This window comes from Mesorhizobium sp. L2C066B000 (assembly GCF_000502335.1).
Lineage (GTDB): Bacteria > Pseudomonadota > Alphaproteobacteria > Rhizobiales > Rhizobiaceae > Mesorhizobium.
The window spans coordinates 13993-30598 of record NZ_AYWZ01000014.1 but is presented as its reverse complement, the minus strand read 5'-3'; the positions used below and the strand labels follow the sequence as shown (position 1 = coordinate 30598).

The 16606-nt window shown below is 63.0% G+C and carries 17 protein-coding genes; 12 read left to right on the top strand and 5 right to left on the bottom strand.

Annotated features, from left to right (window positions below):
* The first annotated feature begins 24 nt into the window (after positions 1–24).
* The 5 genes from X733_RS142465 to X733_RS142485 all read left to right on the top strand — a co-directional run bounded on the left by X733_RS142465 (position 25) and on the right by X733_RS142485 (position 4996).
* The gene (locus tag X733_RS142465) at positions 25–240 is read left to right on the top strand and encodes a hypothetical protein (RefSeq protein ID WP_023669815.1); all 216 of its coding nucleotides are present in this window, start codon (positions 25–27) and stop codon (positions 238–240) included.
* A gap of 12 nt (positions 241–252) precedes the next feature.
* Positions 253–1245, top strand: coding sequence for an ABC transporter substrate-binding protein (locus X733_RS142470; RefSeq protein WP_023669816.1), 993 nt, complete (start codon positions 253–255; stop codon positions 1243–1245).
* Positions 1246–1392: 147 nt separating this feature from the next.
* Positions 1393–2916: a sugar ABC transporter ATP-binding protein gene (locus tag X733_RS142475; protein ID WP_023819620.1), complete on the top strand. Its 1524-nt coding sequence runs from the start codon at positions 1393–1395 to the stop codon at positions 2914–2916.
* A 23-nt stretch (positions 2917–2939) separates the two neighbouring features.
* Positions 2940–3905, top strand: coding sequence for an ABC transporter permease (locus X733_RS142480; protein WP_023683015.1), 966 nt, complete (start codon positions 2940–2942; stop codon positions 3903–3905).
* A 74-nt stretch (positions 3906–3979) separates the two neighbouring features.
* Complete coding sequence (locus X733_RS142485) at positions 3980–4996, top strand: zinc-binding alcohol dehydrogenase family protein (protein WP_023733621.1); 1017 nt, start codon at positions 3980–3982, stop codon at positions 4994–4996.
* 298 nt (positions 4997–5294) lie between these two features.
* Here the strand turns inward: X733_RS142485 and X733_RS142490 are convergent, their stop codons facing one another.
* The 3 genes from X733_RS142490 to X733_RS142500 all read right to left on the bottom strand — a co-directional run bounded on the left by X733_RS142490 (position 5295) and on the right by X733_RS142500 (position 8533).
* Positions 5295–6146, bottom strand: a complete 852-nt coding sequence (locus X733_RS142490) for a sugar phosphate isomerase/epimerase (RefSeq protein WP_023804587.1) — start codon at positions 6144–6146, stop codon at positions 5295–5297.
* A 125-nt stretch (positions 6147–6271) separates the two neighbouring features.
* Positions 6272–7459, bottom strand: a complete 1188-nt coding sequence (locus X733_RS142495) for a Gfo/Idh/MocA family oxidoreductase (protein WP_023804586.1) — start codon at positions 7457–7459, stop codon at positions 6272–6274.
* 18 nt (positions 7460–7477) lie between these two features.
* Positions 7478–8533, bottom strand: a complete 1056-nt coding sequence (locus X733_RS142500) for a sugar phosphate isomerase/epimerase (protein WP_031193804.1) — start codon at positions 8531–8533, stop codon at positions 7478–7480.
* A 400-nt stretch (positions 8534–8933) separates the two neighbouring features.
* Between X733_RS142500 and X733_RS142505 the strand changes: the two genes are divergently transcribed.
* The 5 genes from X733_RS142505 (at position 8934) to X733_RS142525 (ending at position 13219) form a co-directional block, all read left to right on the top strand.
* Positions 8934–9821 carry a sugar phosphate isomerase/epimerase gene (locus X733_RS142505; protein ID WP_023669836.1) on the top strand — a complete coding sequence of 296 codons (888 nt, stop codon included), beginning with the start codon at positions 8934–8936 and terminating at the stop codon, positions 9819–9821.
* Between the two features lie 9 nt (positions 9822–9830).
* The gene (locus tag X733_RS142510; protein WP_023819617.1) at positions 9831–11000 is read left to right on the top strand and encodes a mandelate racemase/muconate lactonizing enzyme family protein; all 1170 of its coding nucleotides are present in this window, start codon (positions 9831–9833) and stop codon (positions 10998–11000) included.
* Positions 11001–11002: 2 nt separating this feature from the next.
* On the top strand, positions 11003–11719 hold the full coding sequence (locus X733_RS142515) for a FadR/GntR family transcriptional regulator (protein ID WP_023686625.1): 717 nt from the start codon (positions 11003–11005) through the stop codon (positions 11717–11719).
* Between the two features lie 85 nt (positions 11720–11804).
* The gene (locus X733_RS142520; protein ID WP_023669839.1) at positions 11805–12782 is read left to right on the top strand and encodes an NAD(P)-dependent oxidoreductase; all 978 of its coding nucleotides are present in this window, start codon (positions 11805–11807) and stop codon (positions 12780–12782) included.
* A gap of 68 nt (positions 12783–12850) precedes the next feature.
* Positions 12851–13219 (top strand): hypothetical protein, encoded by a 369-nt coding sequence (locus tag X733_RS142525; protein WP_245261902.1) that lies wholly within the window; start codon positions 12851–12853, stop codon positions 13217–13219.
* 3 nt (positions 13220–13222) lie between these two features.
* On the opposite strand, the gene X733_RS142530 is transcribed toward X733_RS142525, so the two are convergent.
* The gene (locus tag X733_RS142530; protein WP_023820498.1) at positions 13223–14521 is read right to left on the bottom strand and encodes an amidase; all 1299 of its coding nucleotides are present in this window, start codon (positions 14519–14521) and stop codon (positions 13223–13225) included.
* Positions 14522–14637: 116 nt separating this feature from the next.
* Between X733_RS142530 and X733_RS142535 the strand changes: the two genes are divergently transcribed.
* The gene (locus tag X733_RS142535) at positions 14638–14985 is read left to right on the top strand and encodes a GFA family protein (protein WP_023747011.1); all 348 of its coding nucleotides are present in this window, start codon (positions 14638–14640) and stop codon (positions 14983–14985) included.
* A gap of 2 nt (positions 14986–14987) precedes the next feature.
* Here X733_RS142535 and X733_RS142540 read toward each other — a convergent pair whose 3' ends face one another.
* Positions 14988–15896 (bottom strand): SDR family oxidoreductase, encoded by a 909-nt coding sequence (locus tag X733_RS142540; RefSeq protein WP_023819615.1) that lies wholly within the window; start codon positions 15894–15896, stop codon positions 14988–14990.
* Between the two features lie 93 nt (positions 15897–15989).
* Between X733_RS142540 and X733_RS142545 the strand changes: the two genes are divergently transcribed.
* Positions 15990–16568, top strand: coding sequence for a TetR/AcrR family transcriptional regulator (locus X733_RS142545; protein ID WP_023704245.1), 579 nt, complete (start codon positions 15990–15992; stop codon positions 16566–16568).
* Positions 16569–16606: the final 38 nt, after the last annotated feature.

Here is a 16606-nt window from a genome sequence, read left to right as displayed (position 1 = left end):
ACTCGACGGTGGAATTAATATTCCATGATGATCAAGGAGGATCGGGAGCGTCTGGACGTGGCACTGAGGATCGGCAGGGAGGTTTCCCCGCCAAGCCATGCGCAGGCCGATATGAAACACCGCTTGCGTCGGCCGGACCGATGCACTATCAAAAAGCGGCAACTGTTTTTTATTGATAAAGTTCTGTTTGGGCCGCGCCTATCCAAATGGAGCTTCCGTAACCTTCACCGGGCGATCTAGGGAGGATTCCTAATGAAATTCGTGACCAGCATTCTCAACCGCCGCTCACTGATGGCACTAGCTGCCGCCTCGATGCTTGCCGGCACGCTGCACACGGCGCCGGCTTCGGCGGCGGACGTGACCATTCCGATCATCGTCAAGGACACCACGTCCTTCTACTGGCAGATCGTCCTGGCCGGCGCTCGCAAGGCCGGCAAGGATCTCGGCGTCAACGTACCCGAACTCGGCGCCCAGGCTGAAACCGACGTCAACGGCCAGGTTTCGATCCTCGAGAATGCCGTCGCCGGCAACCCGGCCGCGATCGTCATCGCGCCGACCGAATTCAAGGCGCTCGGCAAGCCGATCGATGAAGCGGCCAGCAAGGTCAAGGTCATCGGCATCGACTCCGGCGCCGACTCCAAGGCGTTCACCTCGTTCCTGACCACCGACAATGTGCAGGGCGGACGCGTCGCCGCTGACGGTCTTGCAGCAGCCATCGGCGAAGCCAATGGCGGCAAGATCGAGGGCGACGTCGCCCTGATCACCAACGCGCCGGGCGCCGGTTCGCTGGAGCAGCGCAAGCAGGGCTTCACCGAGCAGCTGGCCGCGAAATATCCGGGGCTCAAGCTCGTCGCGGACAAATATGCCGACGGCCAAGCAACGACCGGTCTCAACATCGCCACCGACCTGATCACCGCCAACCCGAACCTCAAGGGCATCTTCGCGTCCAACCTGATCATGGCGCAGGGCGTCGGTCAGGCTGTCGCCGAGAACAACCTTGGCGGTAAGCTGGCGCTGGTCGGCTTCGACAGCGACGAGAAGCTGATCAAGTTCCTCAATGACGGCGTCATTTCCGCGCTCGTCGTCCAGGATCCGTACCGGATGGGCTATGACGGCATCAAGACCGCGCTCGCCGCCTCGAAGGGCGAGAAGGTCGAGGCCAATGTCGACACAGGCGCCAACCTGGTGACCAAGGCAAACATGAAAGACCCCAAGATCGACGCGCTGCTCAACCCGAAGCTCTGAGCCCGTCAGGCAAAAATCGTTTCCGGGGCCTCGCGCCCCGGAAACATTCGATACCGGCTTGAATATCCACCGGCTTGAATTACCTCGACGATGCGGCTTGACTGCATCGCGACGTGCCAATCGTAAGGCCAATCTGGGAGGATTGTCATGACGCCCACGGCGCAGGAACTGCACCCGGCCCCAACGCTAGCGCCCGGCAGGACGATCCTCGAACTGCACGGGCTGGAAAAGCGCTATCCCGGCACGCATGCGCTGAAGCCCGTTCACCTTGCCTTCAAGGCAGGTGAGATCCACGCCATCGTCGGCGAGAACGGCGCAGGCAAATCCACCTTGATCAAGCTTCTGACCGGCGTCATGCCGCGCACCTCCGGCGATGTCATCTGGGAGGGCAAGCCGGCAGCGCTGGCAACCCCGCACGAGGCAATGGCGCTGGGCATCAACGCCGTGCATCAGGAGGTCGTGCTCTGTCGCCATCTCACCGTCGCCGCCAACATGTTCCTCGGCGAGGAGAACTCGCGCTTCGGCATCCTGCAGCAGCGCGCCATGGTCAAGGAAGCGCAGAAGATCATCGACGGTCTCGGCTTCGACCTGCCGGCGCATGTCATGCTGGGTGACCTCACCATCGGCCAGCAGCAGCTGATCGCCGCCGCCCGCGCCACCGTGCGCGGCACCAAGTTCCTGATTTTCGACGAGCCGACCGCCTATCTCACCCGCAAGGAAGCTGACCAGCTGTTCACGCTGATCCGCAGGCTCAAGGGCGAAGGCGTCACCATCATCTACATCAGCCATCGCATGGAAGAGGTGTTCGAACTCGCCGATCGCGTCTCGGTGCTGCGCGACGGCACGCTGGTCGGCACCCGCAACATTGCCGAGACCAATGACGCCGAGCTGGTCAAGATGATGATCAACCGGTCGATCGAGCAAGTCTACCACAAGGAGCATTTTACCCTCGGTGCCGTGATCGTTGAAGCGAAAAACCTGTCGGGCAAGGGCTTCGAAGACGTCTCCATGACAGTGCGTGCCGGCGAGATCGTCGGGCTCTATGGCCTGATCGGCGCCGGCCGCAGCGAGTTCGTCACCACGCTCTATGGCCGCCACAAGAAGTCGGCCGGCCAGATCCGCTGGCAAGGCAAACCGGTGCTGATCAATTCCGAGCACGACGCGATCAAGCTCGGCATGGCGCTGGCGCCGGAAAGCCGCCGCGACCAGGGCCTGTGCCTGAACCTGCCGGTCGGCCTCAACCTCAACCTGCCGATCTACAAGCGCATCTCCAACAACCTGCTGATTTCGAACACGAAGGAAAAGGCTGAAGCCGATCGCCAGATCGCCGGCCTCCGCATCAAAACGCCAACACGCGGCGCCCTGGCCTCCAGCCTGTCCGGCGGCAACCAGCAGAAGATCGTTATCGGCAAATGGCTGGCGCACGGCGCTAAGCTGTTCATCTTCGACGAGCCTACGGTCGGCGTCGATGTCGGCACCAAGGCCGAGATCTACCGCCTGTTCGGGGAACTGTTGTCCAAGGGCGCCGGCATCATCCTGATCTCGTCCTATCTGCCCGAGGTTTACGAGCTCGCCGATACGCTGCACGTGTTCCGGCGCGGTAAACTGGTCGCCAGCCATGGCTTTCGCGCCGTTAGCCACGAAGACGTGCTGACGCAGGCGATCGGCTGACAAAACAAGAAACGGGAGGAACCATGAGCATCGAAACCGTCGCGATCGAAAAACCGAAACGGAACTACAACGTCCTGTTTGGGCTGACGCTTCTGGCGTTGCTGGTTCTGCTCTGGATCGTGCTGTCGGTGGCGACGCCGAGCTTCGCCTCCTCCAACAACATCGCCAATCTTTTGCGGCAGGGCTCGATGATCGCCATCATGGCGGTCGGCCAGACCTTCGTCATCATCACCGGCGGCATCGACCTCTCGGTCGGCGCCGTGGTCGGCTTCGCCACCGTCATTGTCGCCATGATGATCAATGCCGGCTTCCCGATCTGGGTCGCCATTCTGGTGACGCTGCTGGTCGGCGTTGCCATCGGCCTGTTCCATGGCTTCGGCATCGTCAAGATGGGCCTGCCGCCCTTCATCATCACGCTGGCGACGCTGACCTCGTTGCGCGGCATCGGCCTGTTGATGACCAACGGCAATTCGATCAACATCAACAGCGACAGCTTCACCGCGTTCTCGCGCAGTTCCTTTGTCGGCATCCCCAATCTGTTCTGGATGGTGATCCTGGTCGGTATCCCGGCCTACATCTTCCTGCACCACAGCCGCTGGGGCCGCTATCTCTTCTCTGTGGGATCCAATGCCGAGGCCTCGCGCCTCTCGGGCGTCAATGTCCAGCGCACCATCTACATGGCCTACACGCTGTCGGGCCTGTGCGCGGCCTTCGTCGGCGTGCTGCTGGCGGCGCGCATCGGCATCGGCAACCCGACCCAGGCCGAAGGTTGGGAGTTGCAGGCGATCGCCTCATCGGTGATCGGCGGCACCTCGCTGTTCGGCGCCGTCGGCTCGGTGCATGGCCCACTGCTCGGCGCCTTCATCCTGGCCACCATCAACAACGGCGCCAATCTGCTCAACGTCAACTCGTTCTGGCAGCGCATCATCACCGGCGCGCTGATCATAATCATCGTCTATTTCGACGGGCTGCGCCGTCGCGGCAAGTAATCCTCCCTGACCTTCTGCGCCGGCCTGCTTAACAACGGACCGGCGCCTTTTTTGAGAAACACTGGAATTGCCGAATGAAAGCTGTTGTCTGCCGCTCGCCCGGCGAGCTTGTCCTGGAAGACCGGCCGGCGCCAGGAGCGCCGCCTGCCGGCTGGGCGCTGGTCGCCGTCAGCCATGTCGGCATCTGCGGCACCGACTACCACATCTTCGAAGGCAAGCACCCGTTCCTTGCCTATCCCCGCATCATGGGCCATGAAGTGTCGGGCACCGTCGTCGAGACCGGCGAAGATGTCGACCTTGCCGTGGGCGAGCCCGTCATCATCAATCCCTATCTCGCTTGCGGAAAATGCATCGCCTGCCGGCACGGCAAGCCGAATTGCTGCGTCAGGATCGAAGTGCTTGGCGTGCATCGCGACGGCGCCATGGCCGAGCAGATCCTGGTGCCGGCACGGAATCTTTATCCGGCAAACGGCTTGTCGCTGGCCGATGCGGCGGCGGTGGAATTCCTCGCCATCGGCGCGCATGCCGTGCGGCGCGCTCGCGCCGAACCAGGCGCCCGCACGCTGGTCATCGGCGCCGGGCCGATCGGCCTTGGCGCAGCGCTGTTTGCGCGCATCGCCGGGCTCGATGTCAGCCTGCTCGACATGAGCACGGAGCGGCTGGATTTTGCAAAAGGCGAACTCGGCTTCGCCACGCTCGACGGCTCACAAAAAGCGGCAGCCGAACTGGTGCGCGAGGCAACCGGCGGCGAAGGGTTCGACGTCGTCTTCGACGCCACCGGCAACACCGCCTCGGTGCAGTCGGCCTTCGCCCATGTCGCGCATGGTGGCACGCTCGTGCTGGTCAGCGTCGTCAAGGACGACATCGTCTTTTCCGATCCGGAATTCCACAAGCGCGAAATGACATTGATCGGCAGCCGCAACGCGCTGAAAGTCGATTTCGACCACGTCGCCGCCTCGATACGCAACGGCGCCGTGCCTCTGGCAAAACTCGTCACCCACCGCACCACGCTGGCCGGCACGCCGGATGATCTCGCCCGCTGGGCGCATGAGAAATCGGGGTTGATCAAGGCTGTGATCGAGGTGGGGTAAGACATCCGAAAAATTTGGTGGAGCGATAAGTGCCGAGTTAAGGCAGATCGCATACCTCGGCGATTTGCGAAAAGGCCCGTCGCTTCCTCATCCACGGGCGGAGCAAGGAGCGAAGCGACGCGGCGCAGACCCGAGGATTCATTCGGTGACGTCTGCGCTAGAATCCAGCGGTGCAAAAAGAGGCGTCCACTCGCATCTCCTACCTGCACCGCTGCGGCGCGCGACAGTCGCGGCATGGGTCCTCGGGTCTCCGCGTCCGCTGCGCTCCCGCTTCGCCAGTGGATGAGGAAGTGAGCGGCTAAGCCGCCCGCTTCCACCCATCCCTGATATGCCTGTATCCCTCGCGATAAACTGCCTCCGGCGTCTCGGAAAAATCCCGCCACACCTTGGTCGCCGCCGCCAGATCCTTCAGCGATCTGCCAAACGCCTCGATCGTCAGCCAGTCGTCATAGCCGCTCTTGCGGATGGCCGCGAAAGTCTCTTTCCACGGAATGTTCCCGCGCCCCGGCACGCCGCGATCGTTCTCCGAAATGTGGATGTGCACGACATTCCGCCGGTGCTTCATGTAGGCGCCGATCGGGTCGGCTTCCTCGATATTGGCGTGGAAGGTGTCGTACATCGCCTTGATGTGCGGCCGGTCGATGGCATCGACGTGCTCGGACAGATCGGCCATCGTGTTCAGCAGATAGCACTCGAAACGGTTGAGCGCCTCCAACCCGATGGTAACGTTCCGCTTGCCGGCATGATCGCCAATGGCGCGCTGCGAGGCGATCGAGCGCTTCTTCTCGGCAGCGGTCGGCCCGCTGCCGGAGAAGGCGCCGAGCGTCGAATGCAGCGGCCCGCTCAGCGTACTCGCGCCGAGCGCCTGGGCGCAATCGATCGCCCATTTCATGTAGCCGATGCCGGCCTTGCGGGTCGCGGCATCCGGCGAAATCAGATTCATCGCCGGGTCGCCCATCGCCGTAACAGCCGTGCGCTCCAACCCGATGCGGTCGAGCAGATCGCCAAGCTTCTTGTAGTCCTCTGGCGTGCCTGAGAAGATCGGTATCTCGACGCCGTCGAAGCCGGTCGCCTTGATGTCGCGCAGCAACGGCTCGTGTTTCTTAGACACGGAAGTCGTCCACAAAAACATGCACATGCCGACTTTCATCGACAGCCCCTCCCCGTTTGACGGCGCGCGCTGGTTTCTTTCGCACCTCGCACCATGCGCCCTCATTCGGCCGCTTCGCGGCCACCTTCTCCCCGAAGGGAGAAGAGACTTGGCGCCGGCGCTCCCTAAAGTTTCGTCCACGCCCCGTTCTTCTTCGATGACTTAACGCAGGCCTCGATGAACGCCATACCTTCGACGCCGTCCTGGATGGTCGGGAACACCACGTCCTTGCCCGGCTTGCCGCCCTTCTTGCGTGCCGCGCGGATCGCCCGCGCCGCCTCCTGGTAGATGTTGGCGAAGCCTTCGAGATAGCCTTCCGGATGGCCAGACGGAACGCGGCTGACGCGTCCCGCAACTGGCAGCGCGCCGGCGCCGTTGCGGGTGAGCAACTGCTTGGGCTGGCCGAACGGCGTGTACCAGAGATAGTTCGGATCGGCCTGCACCCATTCCAGCCCGCCCTTCGAGCCGTAGATGCGCAGCTTCAGCCCGTTCTCGTGGCCGGGCGCCACCTGGCTCGCCCAGATCATGCCCTTGGCCGGATGCACCTTGCCGACCGGCTTGAAGCGCAGCATGACATTGACATTGTCGTCGAGCAGCCGCCCCGGCACGAAAGCGTCGAGATCGGCCGACAGGGAATCGAGCTCCAGACCCGAGACGAAGCGCGCCAGATTGTAGGCATGCGTGCCGATGTCGCCGAGCGCGCCGCCCGCGCCCGCCTGCTTGGGGTCGGAGCGCCACGCCGCCTGCTTCTGGCCGGTGGCGGCAAGATCCTCGGTCAGCCAGTCCTGCGGGTACTCGGACTGAACGATGCGGATGTCGCCAAGCTGCCCCTTGGCCACCATCTCGCGCGCCTGCCGGATCATCGGATAGGCAGTGTAATTGTGCGTCAGCACGAACACCTTGCCGGTCTTTTCAACCACGGCCGCGAGCTTCTTGGCCTCGGCCAAAGTCGTCGCCAGCGGCTTGTCGCAGATGACGTGGATGCCCGCCTCGAGGAAGACCTTGGCCGCCGGCACGTGCACATTGTTGGGGGTGACGATCGCCACCGCCTCGATGCCGTCCGGGCGCTTGGCCTCGGCCTTGGCCATCTCGGCATAGGAGGCGTAGCTGCGCGCCGGGTCGAGACCGAGTTCGGCGGCGGAAGCCTTGGCGCGCTCGGGATTGGCCGACAGGGTGCCGGCCACCAGCACGAAGTCATTGTCCATGCGGGCCGCGATCCGGTGCACCGCGCCGATGAAGGCGCCTTGGCCGCCGCCGACCATACCATAGCGGATCGGGCCGCCCCCCGCTTCCGACTTCGATGCGCCGACCATGTCTTTCTCCTGCTTGTCTCAAATACCCATCATGGCGCGCAGCATCTTCTTGTCGGTGGCGCCGCCGGCGAAATCATCAAAGGCCTTTTCCGTCACCCGGATAATGTGGTGCTGGATGAAGGGCGCGCCTTCGGCCGCGCCGTCCTCCGGATGCTTGAGGCAACACTCCCATTCCAGCACCGCCCAGGAATCGTAGCCATACTGGGTAAGCTTGGAGAAGATGCCGCCGAAATCGACCTGCCCGTCGCCAAGCGAGCGGAATCGCCCCGCGCGATTGGTCCAGCTCTGATAGCCGGAATAGACGCCTTGCCGCCCCGTCGGATTGAACTCGGCATCCTTGGCATGGAAGGCCTTGATCCGCTCGTGATAGATGTCGATGAATTCGAGATAGTCGAGCTGCTGCAAAAGGAAATGCGATGGGTCGTAGTTGATGTTGCAGCGCTTGTGGCCGCCAACCGCATCGAGGAACATTTCGAAGGTGGCGCCGTCGAAGATGTCCTCGCCGGGATGGATCTCATAGCCGACGTCGACGCCGTTCTCGTCATAGACGTCGAGGATCGGCTTCCAGCGCTTGCCGAGTTCGGCAAAGGCCTCCTCGATCAGCCCGGCCGGCCGCTGTGGCCAGGGATAGAGATACGGGAAGGCCAGAGCGCCGGAAAACGTCACCGAGGTTTTCAGGCCAAGATTCTTCGAGGCCTTGGCGCCGAACTCCATCTGTTCGACCGCCCATTTCTGCCTGGCCTTGGGGTTGTTGTGCACCGCAGGCGGTGCAAAGCCGTCGAACTGGGCATCATAGGCCGGGTGCACCGCCACCAGCTGCCCTTGAAGATGCGTCGACAGCTCGGTGATCTCGACGCCGGCATCAGTGCAGACGCCTTTCACCTCGTCGCAATAGGTCTTGGAAGACGCCGCCTTCTTGAGGTCGAACAGGCGTGCATCCCAGGTCGGGATCTGCACGCCCTTGTAACCGAGACCGGCCGCCCATTTGGTGATCGAGGCCAGCGAATTGAACGGCGCGGTATCCCCCGCGAACTGCGCCAGAAACAGCCCCGGACCCTTCATTGTCGACGGCATCGGCATCCTCCCAATTCATTTTTCCAAGGACCAAGCATAGCGTCTGATGAAAGCAGGGCCAGCCTCTTTGGTCTCTCGTGATGTGCATTCTCGTATCGGCATTCTGGTATTACCAAATACCGGAAATGGGTCAAGCCATTTGACTCACGCGCAAAGCTGCCGGGGCATTCCATTTTTGGCGATATATACCAGCATAATCAATACGGTACACAGATGCCGATATCGCATGGCGGCGGTTCTTGCCGCGCGACAAAAATTGCTGTAGACCTCCATTAGGGCCCAATTGGTCGAACCAGTTGCGCAAAAACGCTGGAGCGCCTTGGGGAGGAAACACGCGACGCGCCTTGTGGGGCGCATCGCAGGGCGAACTGGCACAGACGAATTCTGGGAAGGATAGACCATGCATCTTTCGACGCACAACTGGATGCGCGCGGAACCGTTGGAGGTGACGCTGAAGCGCATCAAGAAATTCGGCTACGAGTCGATCGAGATTTCCGGCGAGCCCGAGCAATACAAGACCAAGGAGACCCGCGCGCTGCTGAAAGAATACGGCATCCGCTGCTGGGGGTCGGTGACGCTGATGCTGGGCGAACGCAACCTTGCCGCCAGGGACCAGGGCCAGCGCGAACGCTCGGTGCAGTACGTCAAGGACGTGCTGACCATGGTCAGCGAACTTGATGGCGAGATCATAACGCTGGTGCCCGCGACCGTCGGCAAAGTGGTGCCGGACGGCACCGAGGAAGAGGAATGGAAGTGGGTGGTCGACGCCACCCGCGAATGCTTCACCCATGCCAAGAAGGTCGGCGTCAAGATCGCGGTCGAGCCGCTCAACCGCTTCGAGACCTATCTGTTCAACCGCGGCGCGCAGGCGTTGGCCCTGGCCGATGCGGTGAGCCCCGAATGCGGCGTCTGCCTCGACGCCTATCACATCCATATGGAAGAATTTAACGTCCATGACGCGATCCGTCAGGTCGGCAAACGGCTGTTCGACTTCCACGTCGCCGACAACAACCGCTTTGCCGCCGGCCTTGGCCAGATCGATTGGCCGCGGATCGTGCAGACGCTGAAGGAAGTCGGCTATGACGGCGCGCTGACCAACGAATTCGTCGCGCCAGTCGACCGCACACCCGCCGCGCCCTATCCCGACATGGTCGACCGGAATCCGGTCGACATTTCTCCCGAACAGCTGAAGTTCATCCAGGATCACGGCTCCAGCGTGCTGACGGAGAAATTCTACACCGACCAGATGCGCATCACCGCCGAAACGCTGCTGCCGCTGATCAAGTAGCCGATCGGGATGCGCATCAAAACGGTCCAGGCGTGGTGGGTCCGCGTGCCGATTGAGGCCGCGAAGCAGCATCGCAGCGACTTTGGCCAGGTGACGACGTTCGACGCCGCCATCCTGCGCATTGAGACTGACGACGGGCTGATCGGCTGGGGCGAGGGCAAGAACGCCGCCGGCAGCGCCGGCAGCTATGGTGCGCTGGTCTACATGCTGAATCACGAGGTCGGGCCGCAGCTGATCGGCCGCGACCCCGCCGACATCGGCATGATCTGGGAGATGCTCTACAACGGCGTGCGCCATGACAGTGCCGCGCGCGCCGGCCATGCCATGCCGCAGCTGGCGCGGCGCGGCATGAGCATTGCGGCAATCAGCGCCGTCGATATCGCGCTCTGGGATATTCTGGGCAAGTCGTTGGGACAGCCGGTGTGGCGGCTCATCGGCGGCCGCAAGCTCGACCGCATGCCGGCCTACGCCTCCGGCGGCTGGGCTGCCGCCGACGCTATCGGCGAGCAGCTCAAATCCTACATCGCCAAAGGCGGCTTCAAGGCGCTGAAGATGCGCGTCGGCGCCATGGACGGCGCCCCGCACATTTCCGCCGCCCGCGTCCGCGCCGCACGGCAGGCGCTCGGTCCTGACGTCGAGTTGATGGTCGACGCGCATGGCACTTATACGGTGGCCGAGGCCAAGCGCTTCATCAGCTTGGCCAGGGATCTCGACCTCGCCTGGTTCGAGGAGCCTGTTATCGCCGACGACAAGGCTGGTATGGCCGAGGTGCGCGCCTCGGGCTCGATCCCGATCGCCACCGGCGAAAGCGAAGCGACGCGCTACGCCTTCCGCGATCTCGCGGTGCTGAAATCCGCCGACATCTTCCAGCCGGATCCGGCCTTTTGCGGCGGTATCAGCGAGGCGATGAAGATCGGCACCATCGCCAGTGCCTTCAATCTGCGCTTTGCCCCGCATCTGTGGGCCGGCGCGCCATGCTTCTTCGCCGGCCTGCATGTTTGTGCGGCCTCGCCTGCCAGTTTTACCGTCGAATATTCGCTCGGCGCCAACCCGATGATCCACGATCTTATCGAAGAGACTGTCGAAGCAAGGGACGGTATGATAGCGATCCCTGAAAAGCCGGGCCTGGGATTCACCATTTCGGAGCGGTTCCTGGAGGCGCACGCGCAACGCGGTTGACGATGAAAGAAAAGAACCTTCTCGCCGAGCTCGCCGCCTATCTCTTCGCCCATTCGGACAAGGAGACCGGCCGCACGCCTTCGGAGCGCGAACTGGCGGAGCATTTCGTCGTCAGCCGCGGCCAGATCCGCGAAGCGCTGGCCATTCTGGAGGCCATGCGCATCGTCGAGCGCCGCGCCAAATCCGGCATCTATGTCGACACCAGGCAGGCCAGTGTAGAAGCCTTGGCTCTTTTCGCCCGCGCGGGCCTGCCGCTCGATCCGGTGCAGATCTACGAGACCGTCGAACTGCGCAAGATCCACGAGATCAAGGCCGCCGAACTTGCCTGTTCGCGTGCCACCGAAGAGAATTTCGAACGCCTGCGGGAGATCCTGAAAGCCTCGGAGGAGTGCATCGCCGCCGGCGAAGGCCTCGCCAAGGAAGACCGCGAATTCCACCTCGAAATCGTGCGGGCGACCAAGAACGGCGTCTTCCACAATATCTGCAGTGTCTATTACCTGATGGGCGAGCAGCGGCTGCCGATCTACTTCAACGATCCCGAGCGCTCAGTGCGCTCGCATGCCGAGCATATCCAGATCTACGAGGCGCTGCTGCGTCGCGACGGCAATCTCGCCCAGGCGCTGATGAGCGCCCACCTGCAAGGCGCGGAAAGCTACTGGAAGGGGATCATCGAGGGCCGGGAGGCGCAAGCGCAAAGCCTGGCACTTGAGAAGGTCTAGTGCAATTCCAGGAAAGGTGTGAAACGGTTTTTCTGGGAAAAGCGCGCGGCGCTTTCCTTTGAGAATTGCGACTAGCGAGAGCCCCATGCCCAGAATCCTGTCGACGCACACGCTGCATCCGCGTGCCTCCGCAATGCTGGCGGGCGCCGGTGAACTCGTCGTCGCCTCAGCGCTTGATGCGGCAACGCTGACCGCCGAGGCGAAGCATGCCGACGTCATCATCGTTCGCGCACCGCTGCCGCCGTCGCTGTTCGAAAACGCCACGAAACTCAGAGCAGCGGTCCGCCACGGCGCCGGGCTCGACATGGTGCCGATGGAGGCCGCGGCCGCGGCCGGCGTGCTGGTCGCCAACGTGCCGGCGGTCAATGCGCGTTCGGTCGCTGAATATGTGATGTTCGCGGCCCTTGCCCTGCTTCGGCGCTTCCGTTCGGTCGACCGCGACTTGCGCGCCAAGGGCTGGAATGCCGGCCGCGACCACGCCAGCCATGCCAGCGAGCTTGCCGGCAAGACCATCGGCATCATCGGCTTCGGCGCCATCGGTCAGGCAGTCGCCCATATCGCCGCGCACGGCTTTGGCCTCGACGTCGTGGCGACGACCCGCAGCATGCAGCCGGCACCCGACAGGATCGGCTTCCTGTCGATCGATGCGCTGGTCGAACAGAGCGACATCATCGTGCTCTGCTGCCCGCTGACGGAAGAGACGCGCGGCTTGATCAGCCGCGAACGCATTGCCCGCATGAAGCCCGATACGCTTTTGATCAACATTTCGCGCGGGCCGGTGATCGATGACGAGGCGCTGATCGAGGCCTTGCGCAAGGACCGCATCGGCGGCGCCGCGCTCGATGTCTTTGCCACGCAGCCGCTGCCGCCGGCTCATCCCTATTTCAGCTTCGACAATGTCATCGTCACCCCGCACATGGCCGGCATTACCGAGCAGTCGATGATGCGCATGGGGGTGGGTGCTGCCGGCGAGACCTTGCTGGTGCTGGCCAACCGGCTGCCTGTCAATCTGCGCAATCCCGACGTGGTCGAGCATTACCGCAGACGGTTTCCTGCCGACTGACGTTTCTGCAAGCCGCCTCAATTTTCGCGGATTTGGCGTCGACCTTCGCCGATATGGTCAAGAGCGTCGTGAGAGTTCTTCTTCTGATTGCCGGTACAAGCGTAGGGACAGCCAAGGCTCAGGCCGAAAGCAGCTACGTGCCTTGCGACAACGGCCTGCGCTGCGTGATGGCGCCCTGCCCTTCTACCAGCGCGCTCGACCTCGCCACCGGAAAGGTCGTCAAGGGTGTGTGGGTCGACATCGACGGCTTGCCGCAGCAGGACAAGGCGCTTGACCTTTCCGACAAGCTCTATGCCGGCAAGCTCGTTGTCACAGGAACAATCGAGAACCGGCCACACAGCTTCAACGGCAAGCAGCACGACGTGCCGACATTGTTCGCGACGGGCATCCTGCGCACCGCCAAGGACAGCGAACGCAAGCACTGCTCGTCGGGTTGACTATTACCGACCAAGCAGCCGCTCGATTTCAGCCGCGATGCGCAGCAGATGGTGGTCATGGCCATTGCGCGCCACCAGCATCAGCCCGGCCGGCAGCGTCATGCCGGGCATCGGTAGCGAGATCGCGCAGAGGTCGAACTGGTTGGCGACCTGGGTGTTGCGCAGCAGCAGACCTTCAGTGCGTTCACGCAGAGCCGTATCCTCGGCCATCGAAACGATAGTCGGCGCTGTCACCGGCGTGGTCGGCAGAGCCAGCACATCGACCGAACCCAACCGCTCGTCCATGGCTATGCACAGTGCCGCGCGACGACGCATTGCCCTGATATAAACCGGCGTCGGTATGGCCGCCGCCCGCGACAGCGGCCCGCTGACATGGGGATCGACCGGCATCGATGCGCCCGTCGCCAGCCAGTCGGCATGGATTTCAGCACCTTCCATGGCCGCTATCGAGCCGCGTTTGGTGGCCAGGCGCAGATCGGCAATGAGGTCGTCGATCGAAATGTCCGTGAGCCACGCGCCTGCCTGCTCGATCCCGGCAAGGCTGCGATCGAACGCGGCGGCAATCTCCGTTTCCGTGTCTTCGAAAAGCAGGCCGCGCGGAATGCCGACACGAAGCCCGGCAAGCGCTAACGGCAGGTGCAGTTGCGGCATCTGCTCGCCCGTCATCGCGGCGTCAGCCAGGGCACACGCAGCAACACTCAGCGCCAGCGGCCCGATCGAATCCAGCGTCGCAGAAAGGGGATAGGCACCAGTCAGCGGCACGCGCCGCGCCGTCGGCTTGAAACCGACGACGCCGTTCAGCGATGCCGGGATGCGCACCGAACCGCCGGTGTCGGAGCCGATGGAAATGTCGCTCGTCCCCTCGCCAACGGACACGGCGGCGCCCGACGACGAACCGCCCGGAATGCGGCTGGTGTCGGCGGCATTGCCCGGTGTGCCGTAGTGCATGTTGTCGCCGATGGCGGTGAAGGCGAATTCGGTCATGTTGGTCTTGCCGATGATGACGGCGCCGGCCTGGCGCAGACGGTTGACGACCGCAGCGTCGTGCCGACGGGGCGCGGTGTCCCTCAACATCAGCGAACCGGCCGTGGTCGATTCACCGGCGACATCGAACAGATCCTTGATCGAGATGATGGCGCCGTCGAGCGGCCCGAGCGATACGCCGGCCTTCTTGCGCGCATCGGTGGCCTCGGCCGCTGCGCGCGCCGCCTCGGCATAGAGTTTGGTGAACACCTTCTCGCCTGCCGCGCAATTGGCAAGACGTGACAGGATGATCTCGAGACGATCGCGGATTGATTGCATGTCGATGTCGGATTCCGTCAAGGTGGAGCGTCTTTAAGGCATATGGGCCGCTAGGTCAGCGGAAGGAATAACCCGGACAGCGTGCCTTTGCACCTGCCAGCGATAGGAAGAGACTGATGCTGTACAAAGGCAGCTGCCACTGCGGCAAGGTAGCGTTCGAATTCAAAGCCGAACTGACCGGCGCCGTGCGGTGCAATTGTTCGATGTGCAGGCGCAAGGGCGTGCTGTTATGCGCCATCCCGCATGACAGCCTGAAGGTGCTCGCATGGGGCGATGATCTCGGCACCTATACGTTCAACAATCACGTATTGGCGCATCGCTTCTGCCGGACCTGCGGCATCCATCCCTTCGCCGAGGATGTCAGTCAGGGCAACGAACGCAGCGCCTACGTCAACCTTAACTGCGTTGCGGATATTGATGCTGCCGGTCTGTCGATTTTCGACTTCGATGGCCGCTCGGTCTAAGCTTACCGGTAACCCGCGGCATCGGCAGGTTTGCCGGCGTCCTGTACCTCCGGAACATAGCGCCAGGCGTCCGGGCGTGAGCCGTCGAGATCGGTAAAACCATAAATCTGCGCCAACCCACCGCTGGACAGCGACTGGCCGTTCCAGCGCGCACGATCCGGATCCGCCGCAAGCGACGCGACCGCGCGGCCGACAAAGCGCGGCCTTTCGGAAATGACGAAATGCGGCACGTTGGCGGTGGCGTCGCGCCAATTGTCTTCGGTGACGCCAAACGCCTCCAGCATCATTTCGGAACGCAGCCAGCCGGGCGTCAGCGACACCGAGGTGGCGCCATGCGCAGCAATATCTTTGGCGTGTGCCCATGCCATGCGGTTCACCGCGACCTTGGCGAGATCGTAGAACGGCGACAGCCGATAGTGATCGGCATTGTACTCGGCGGTGCCGTCAGTGACCTCGACCAGCAGCCCGCCCGGCCGCTCGATCATCAGCGGCAGCGCATGATGCGCGGTGATCAGATGCGTGTCGATGCCGAGCCGCAACAGGCGCAGGCCGTTTTCCAGATTGTGGTCCCAGACCGGCTTATTCCACTCGAACAGCTTTTCGCCGCCCCAGACATCGTTGACCGGAATGTCGAGCCGACCCTGTTCGGCCCGGATGCGCTCGACCAGACTGCGCACATCATCAGTCACCATATGATCGACTTGCACGGCAATGCCCTTGCCGCCATGCGAAGAAACCAGCTCCGCCGTCTCCTCGATGGTTTCGGGCCGGGCATAGTCGGATTGCTGGCTGCGTGTGGTGCGCCCCGTGACATAGACGGTGGCGCCGGCGGCACCGAGCTCAACCGCGATTCCCCGCCCTGCGCCACGCGTGGCGCCGGCGACCAAAGCGACTTTTCCCTGCAATGTCATGGTACGCTCCCAAACGAAACAATGATTAATCCAGCTGGCCTTCGCCGCTCACATTATATATAAATGATCATTCGGTTATATCTGGATGTCAAGATGACTCGACCAAAAACGCAATCCGACGAGCAGGTGCTGGAAGCCGCGCTGCGATTGATTCACGATCAAGGCCCCGAGGCGCTCACCTTTGAGCGGCTGGCAAAGGCCTGCGGCCTCTCGGGCGCGACACTGGTGCAGCGCTTTGGAAACAAGGCGCAGCTGAAGCAGCGCACCTTGCTCTGTGCCTGGGGCGGTCTCGACGACAAGACCAGGATGCTGACGGCCACGGTTGCCAAAACCCCGGCAGGCGCCATCGAGCTTCTGGTGGGACTATCGCAGGGCTCTGGCGGCATCGAAGCCTATGCCGAAGGCCTGCTCGTGCTGCGCGAGGATCTGCGCGACCCCGTGCTCAGGGCGCGGGGCGCCGCCTGGAAAGCGTTCCTGAGCGAGGCCCTTGCGGCTTGCTTCGCCGGAACGCCCGACACCCCGCGCGACATCGGCCTGCTGATGGCATCGCATTGGCAGGGCTCACTGCTGTGGTGGAGTTTTGACCCGACGATCGAGGTGGCCACCTATGTCGAGGAAAGCCTCAAGTGCTTCGTTGCAGCCATCACCAAGACAGCGGCCCGAAAACCGTGATGGGCCGCTGCGCAAGCTGGGAGTGGATGTAGTCTAAG

What these genes read in the sequence shown, in the direction of transcription:
- X733_RS142465 (WP_023669815.1), top strand. Translation starts at nt 25, where the DNA reads ATGATGATCAAGGAGGATCGGGAGCGTCTGGACGTGGCACTGAGGATC.
- X733_RS142470 (WP_023669816.1), top strand. Translation starts at nt 253, where the DNA reads ATGAAATTCGTGACCAGCATTCTCAACCGCCGCTCACTGATGGCACTA.
- X733_RS142475 (WP_023819620.1), top strand. Translation starts at nt 1,393, where the DNA reads ATGACGCCCACGGCGCAGGAACTGCACCCGGCCCCAACGCTAGCGCCC.
- X733_RS142480 (WP_023683015.1), top strand. Translation starts at nt 2,940, where the DNA reads ATGAGCATCGAAACCGTCGCGATCGAAAAACCGAAACGGAACTACAAC.
- X733_RS142485 (WP_023733621.1), top strand. Translation starts at nt 3,980, where the DNA reads ATGAAAGCTGTTGTCTGCCGCTCGCCCGGCGAGCTTGTCCTGGAAGAC.
- X733_RS142490 (WP_023804587.1), bottom strand. Translation starts at nt 6,146, where the DNA reads ATGAAAGTCGGCATGTGCATGTTTTTGTGGACGACTTCCGTGTCTAAG.
- X733_RS142495 (WP_023804586.1), bottom strand. Translation starts at nt 7,459, where the DNA reads ATGGTCGGCGCATCGAAGTCGGAAGCGGGGGGCGGCCCGATCCGCTAT.
- X733_RS142500 (WP_031193804.1), bottom strand. Translation starts at nt 8,533, where the DNA reads ATGCCGTCGACAATGAAGGGTCCGGGGCTGTTTCTGGCGCAGTTCGCG.
- X733_RS142505 (WP_023669836.1), top strand. Translation starts at nt 8,934, where the DNA reads ATGCATCTTTCGACGCACAACTGGATGCGCGCGGAACCGTTGGAGGTG.
- X733_RS142510 (WP_023819617.1), top strand. Translation starts at nt 9,831, where the DNA reads ATGCGCATCAAAACGGTCCAGGCGTGGTGGGTCCGCGTGCCGATTGAG.
- X733_RS142515 (WP_023686625.1), top strand. Translation starts at nt 11,003, where the DNA reads ATGAAAGAAAAGAACCTTCTCGCCGAGCTCGCCGCCTATCTCTTCGCC.
- X733_RS142520 (WP_023669839.1), top strand. Translation starts at nt 11,805, where the DNA reads ATGCCCAGAATCCTGTCGACGCACACGCTGCATCCGCGTGCCTCCGCA.
- X733_RS142530 (WP_023820498.1), bottom strand. Translation starts at nt 14,521, where the DNA reads ATGCAATCAATCCGCGATCGTCTCGAGATCATCCTGTCACGTCTTGCC.
- X733_RS142535 (WP_023747011.1), top strand. Translation starts at nt 14,638, where the DNA reads ATGCTGTACAAAGGCAGCTGCCACTGCGGCAAGGTAGCGTTCGAATTC.
- X733_RS142540 (WP_023819615.1), bottom strand. Translation starts at nt 15,896, where the DNA reads ATGACATTGCAGGGAAAAGTCGCTTTGGTCGCCGGCGCCACGCGTGGC.
- X733_RS142545 (WP_023704245.1), top strand. Translation starts at nt 15,990, where the DNA reads ATGACTCGACCAAAAACGCAATCCGACGAGCAGGTGCTGGAAGCCGCG.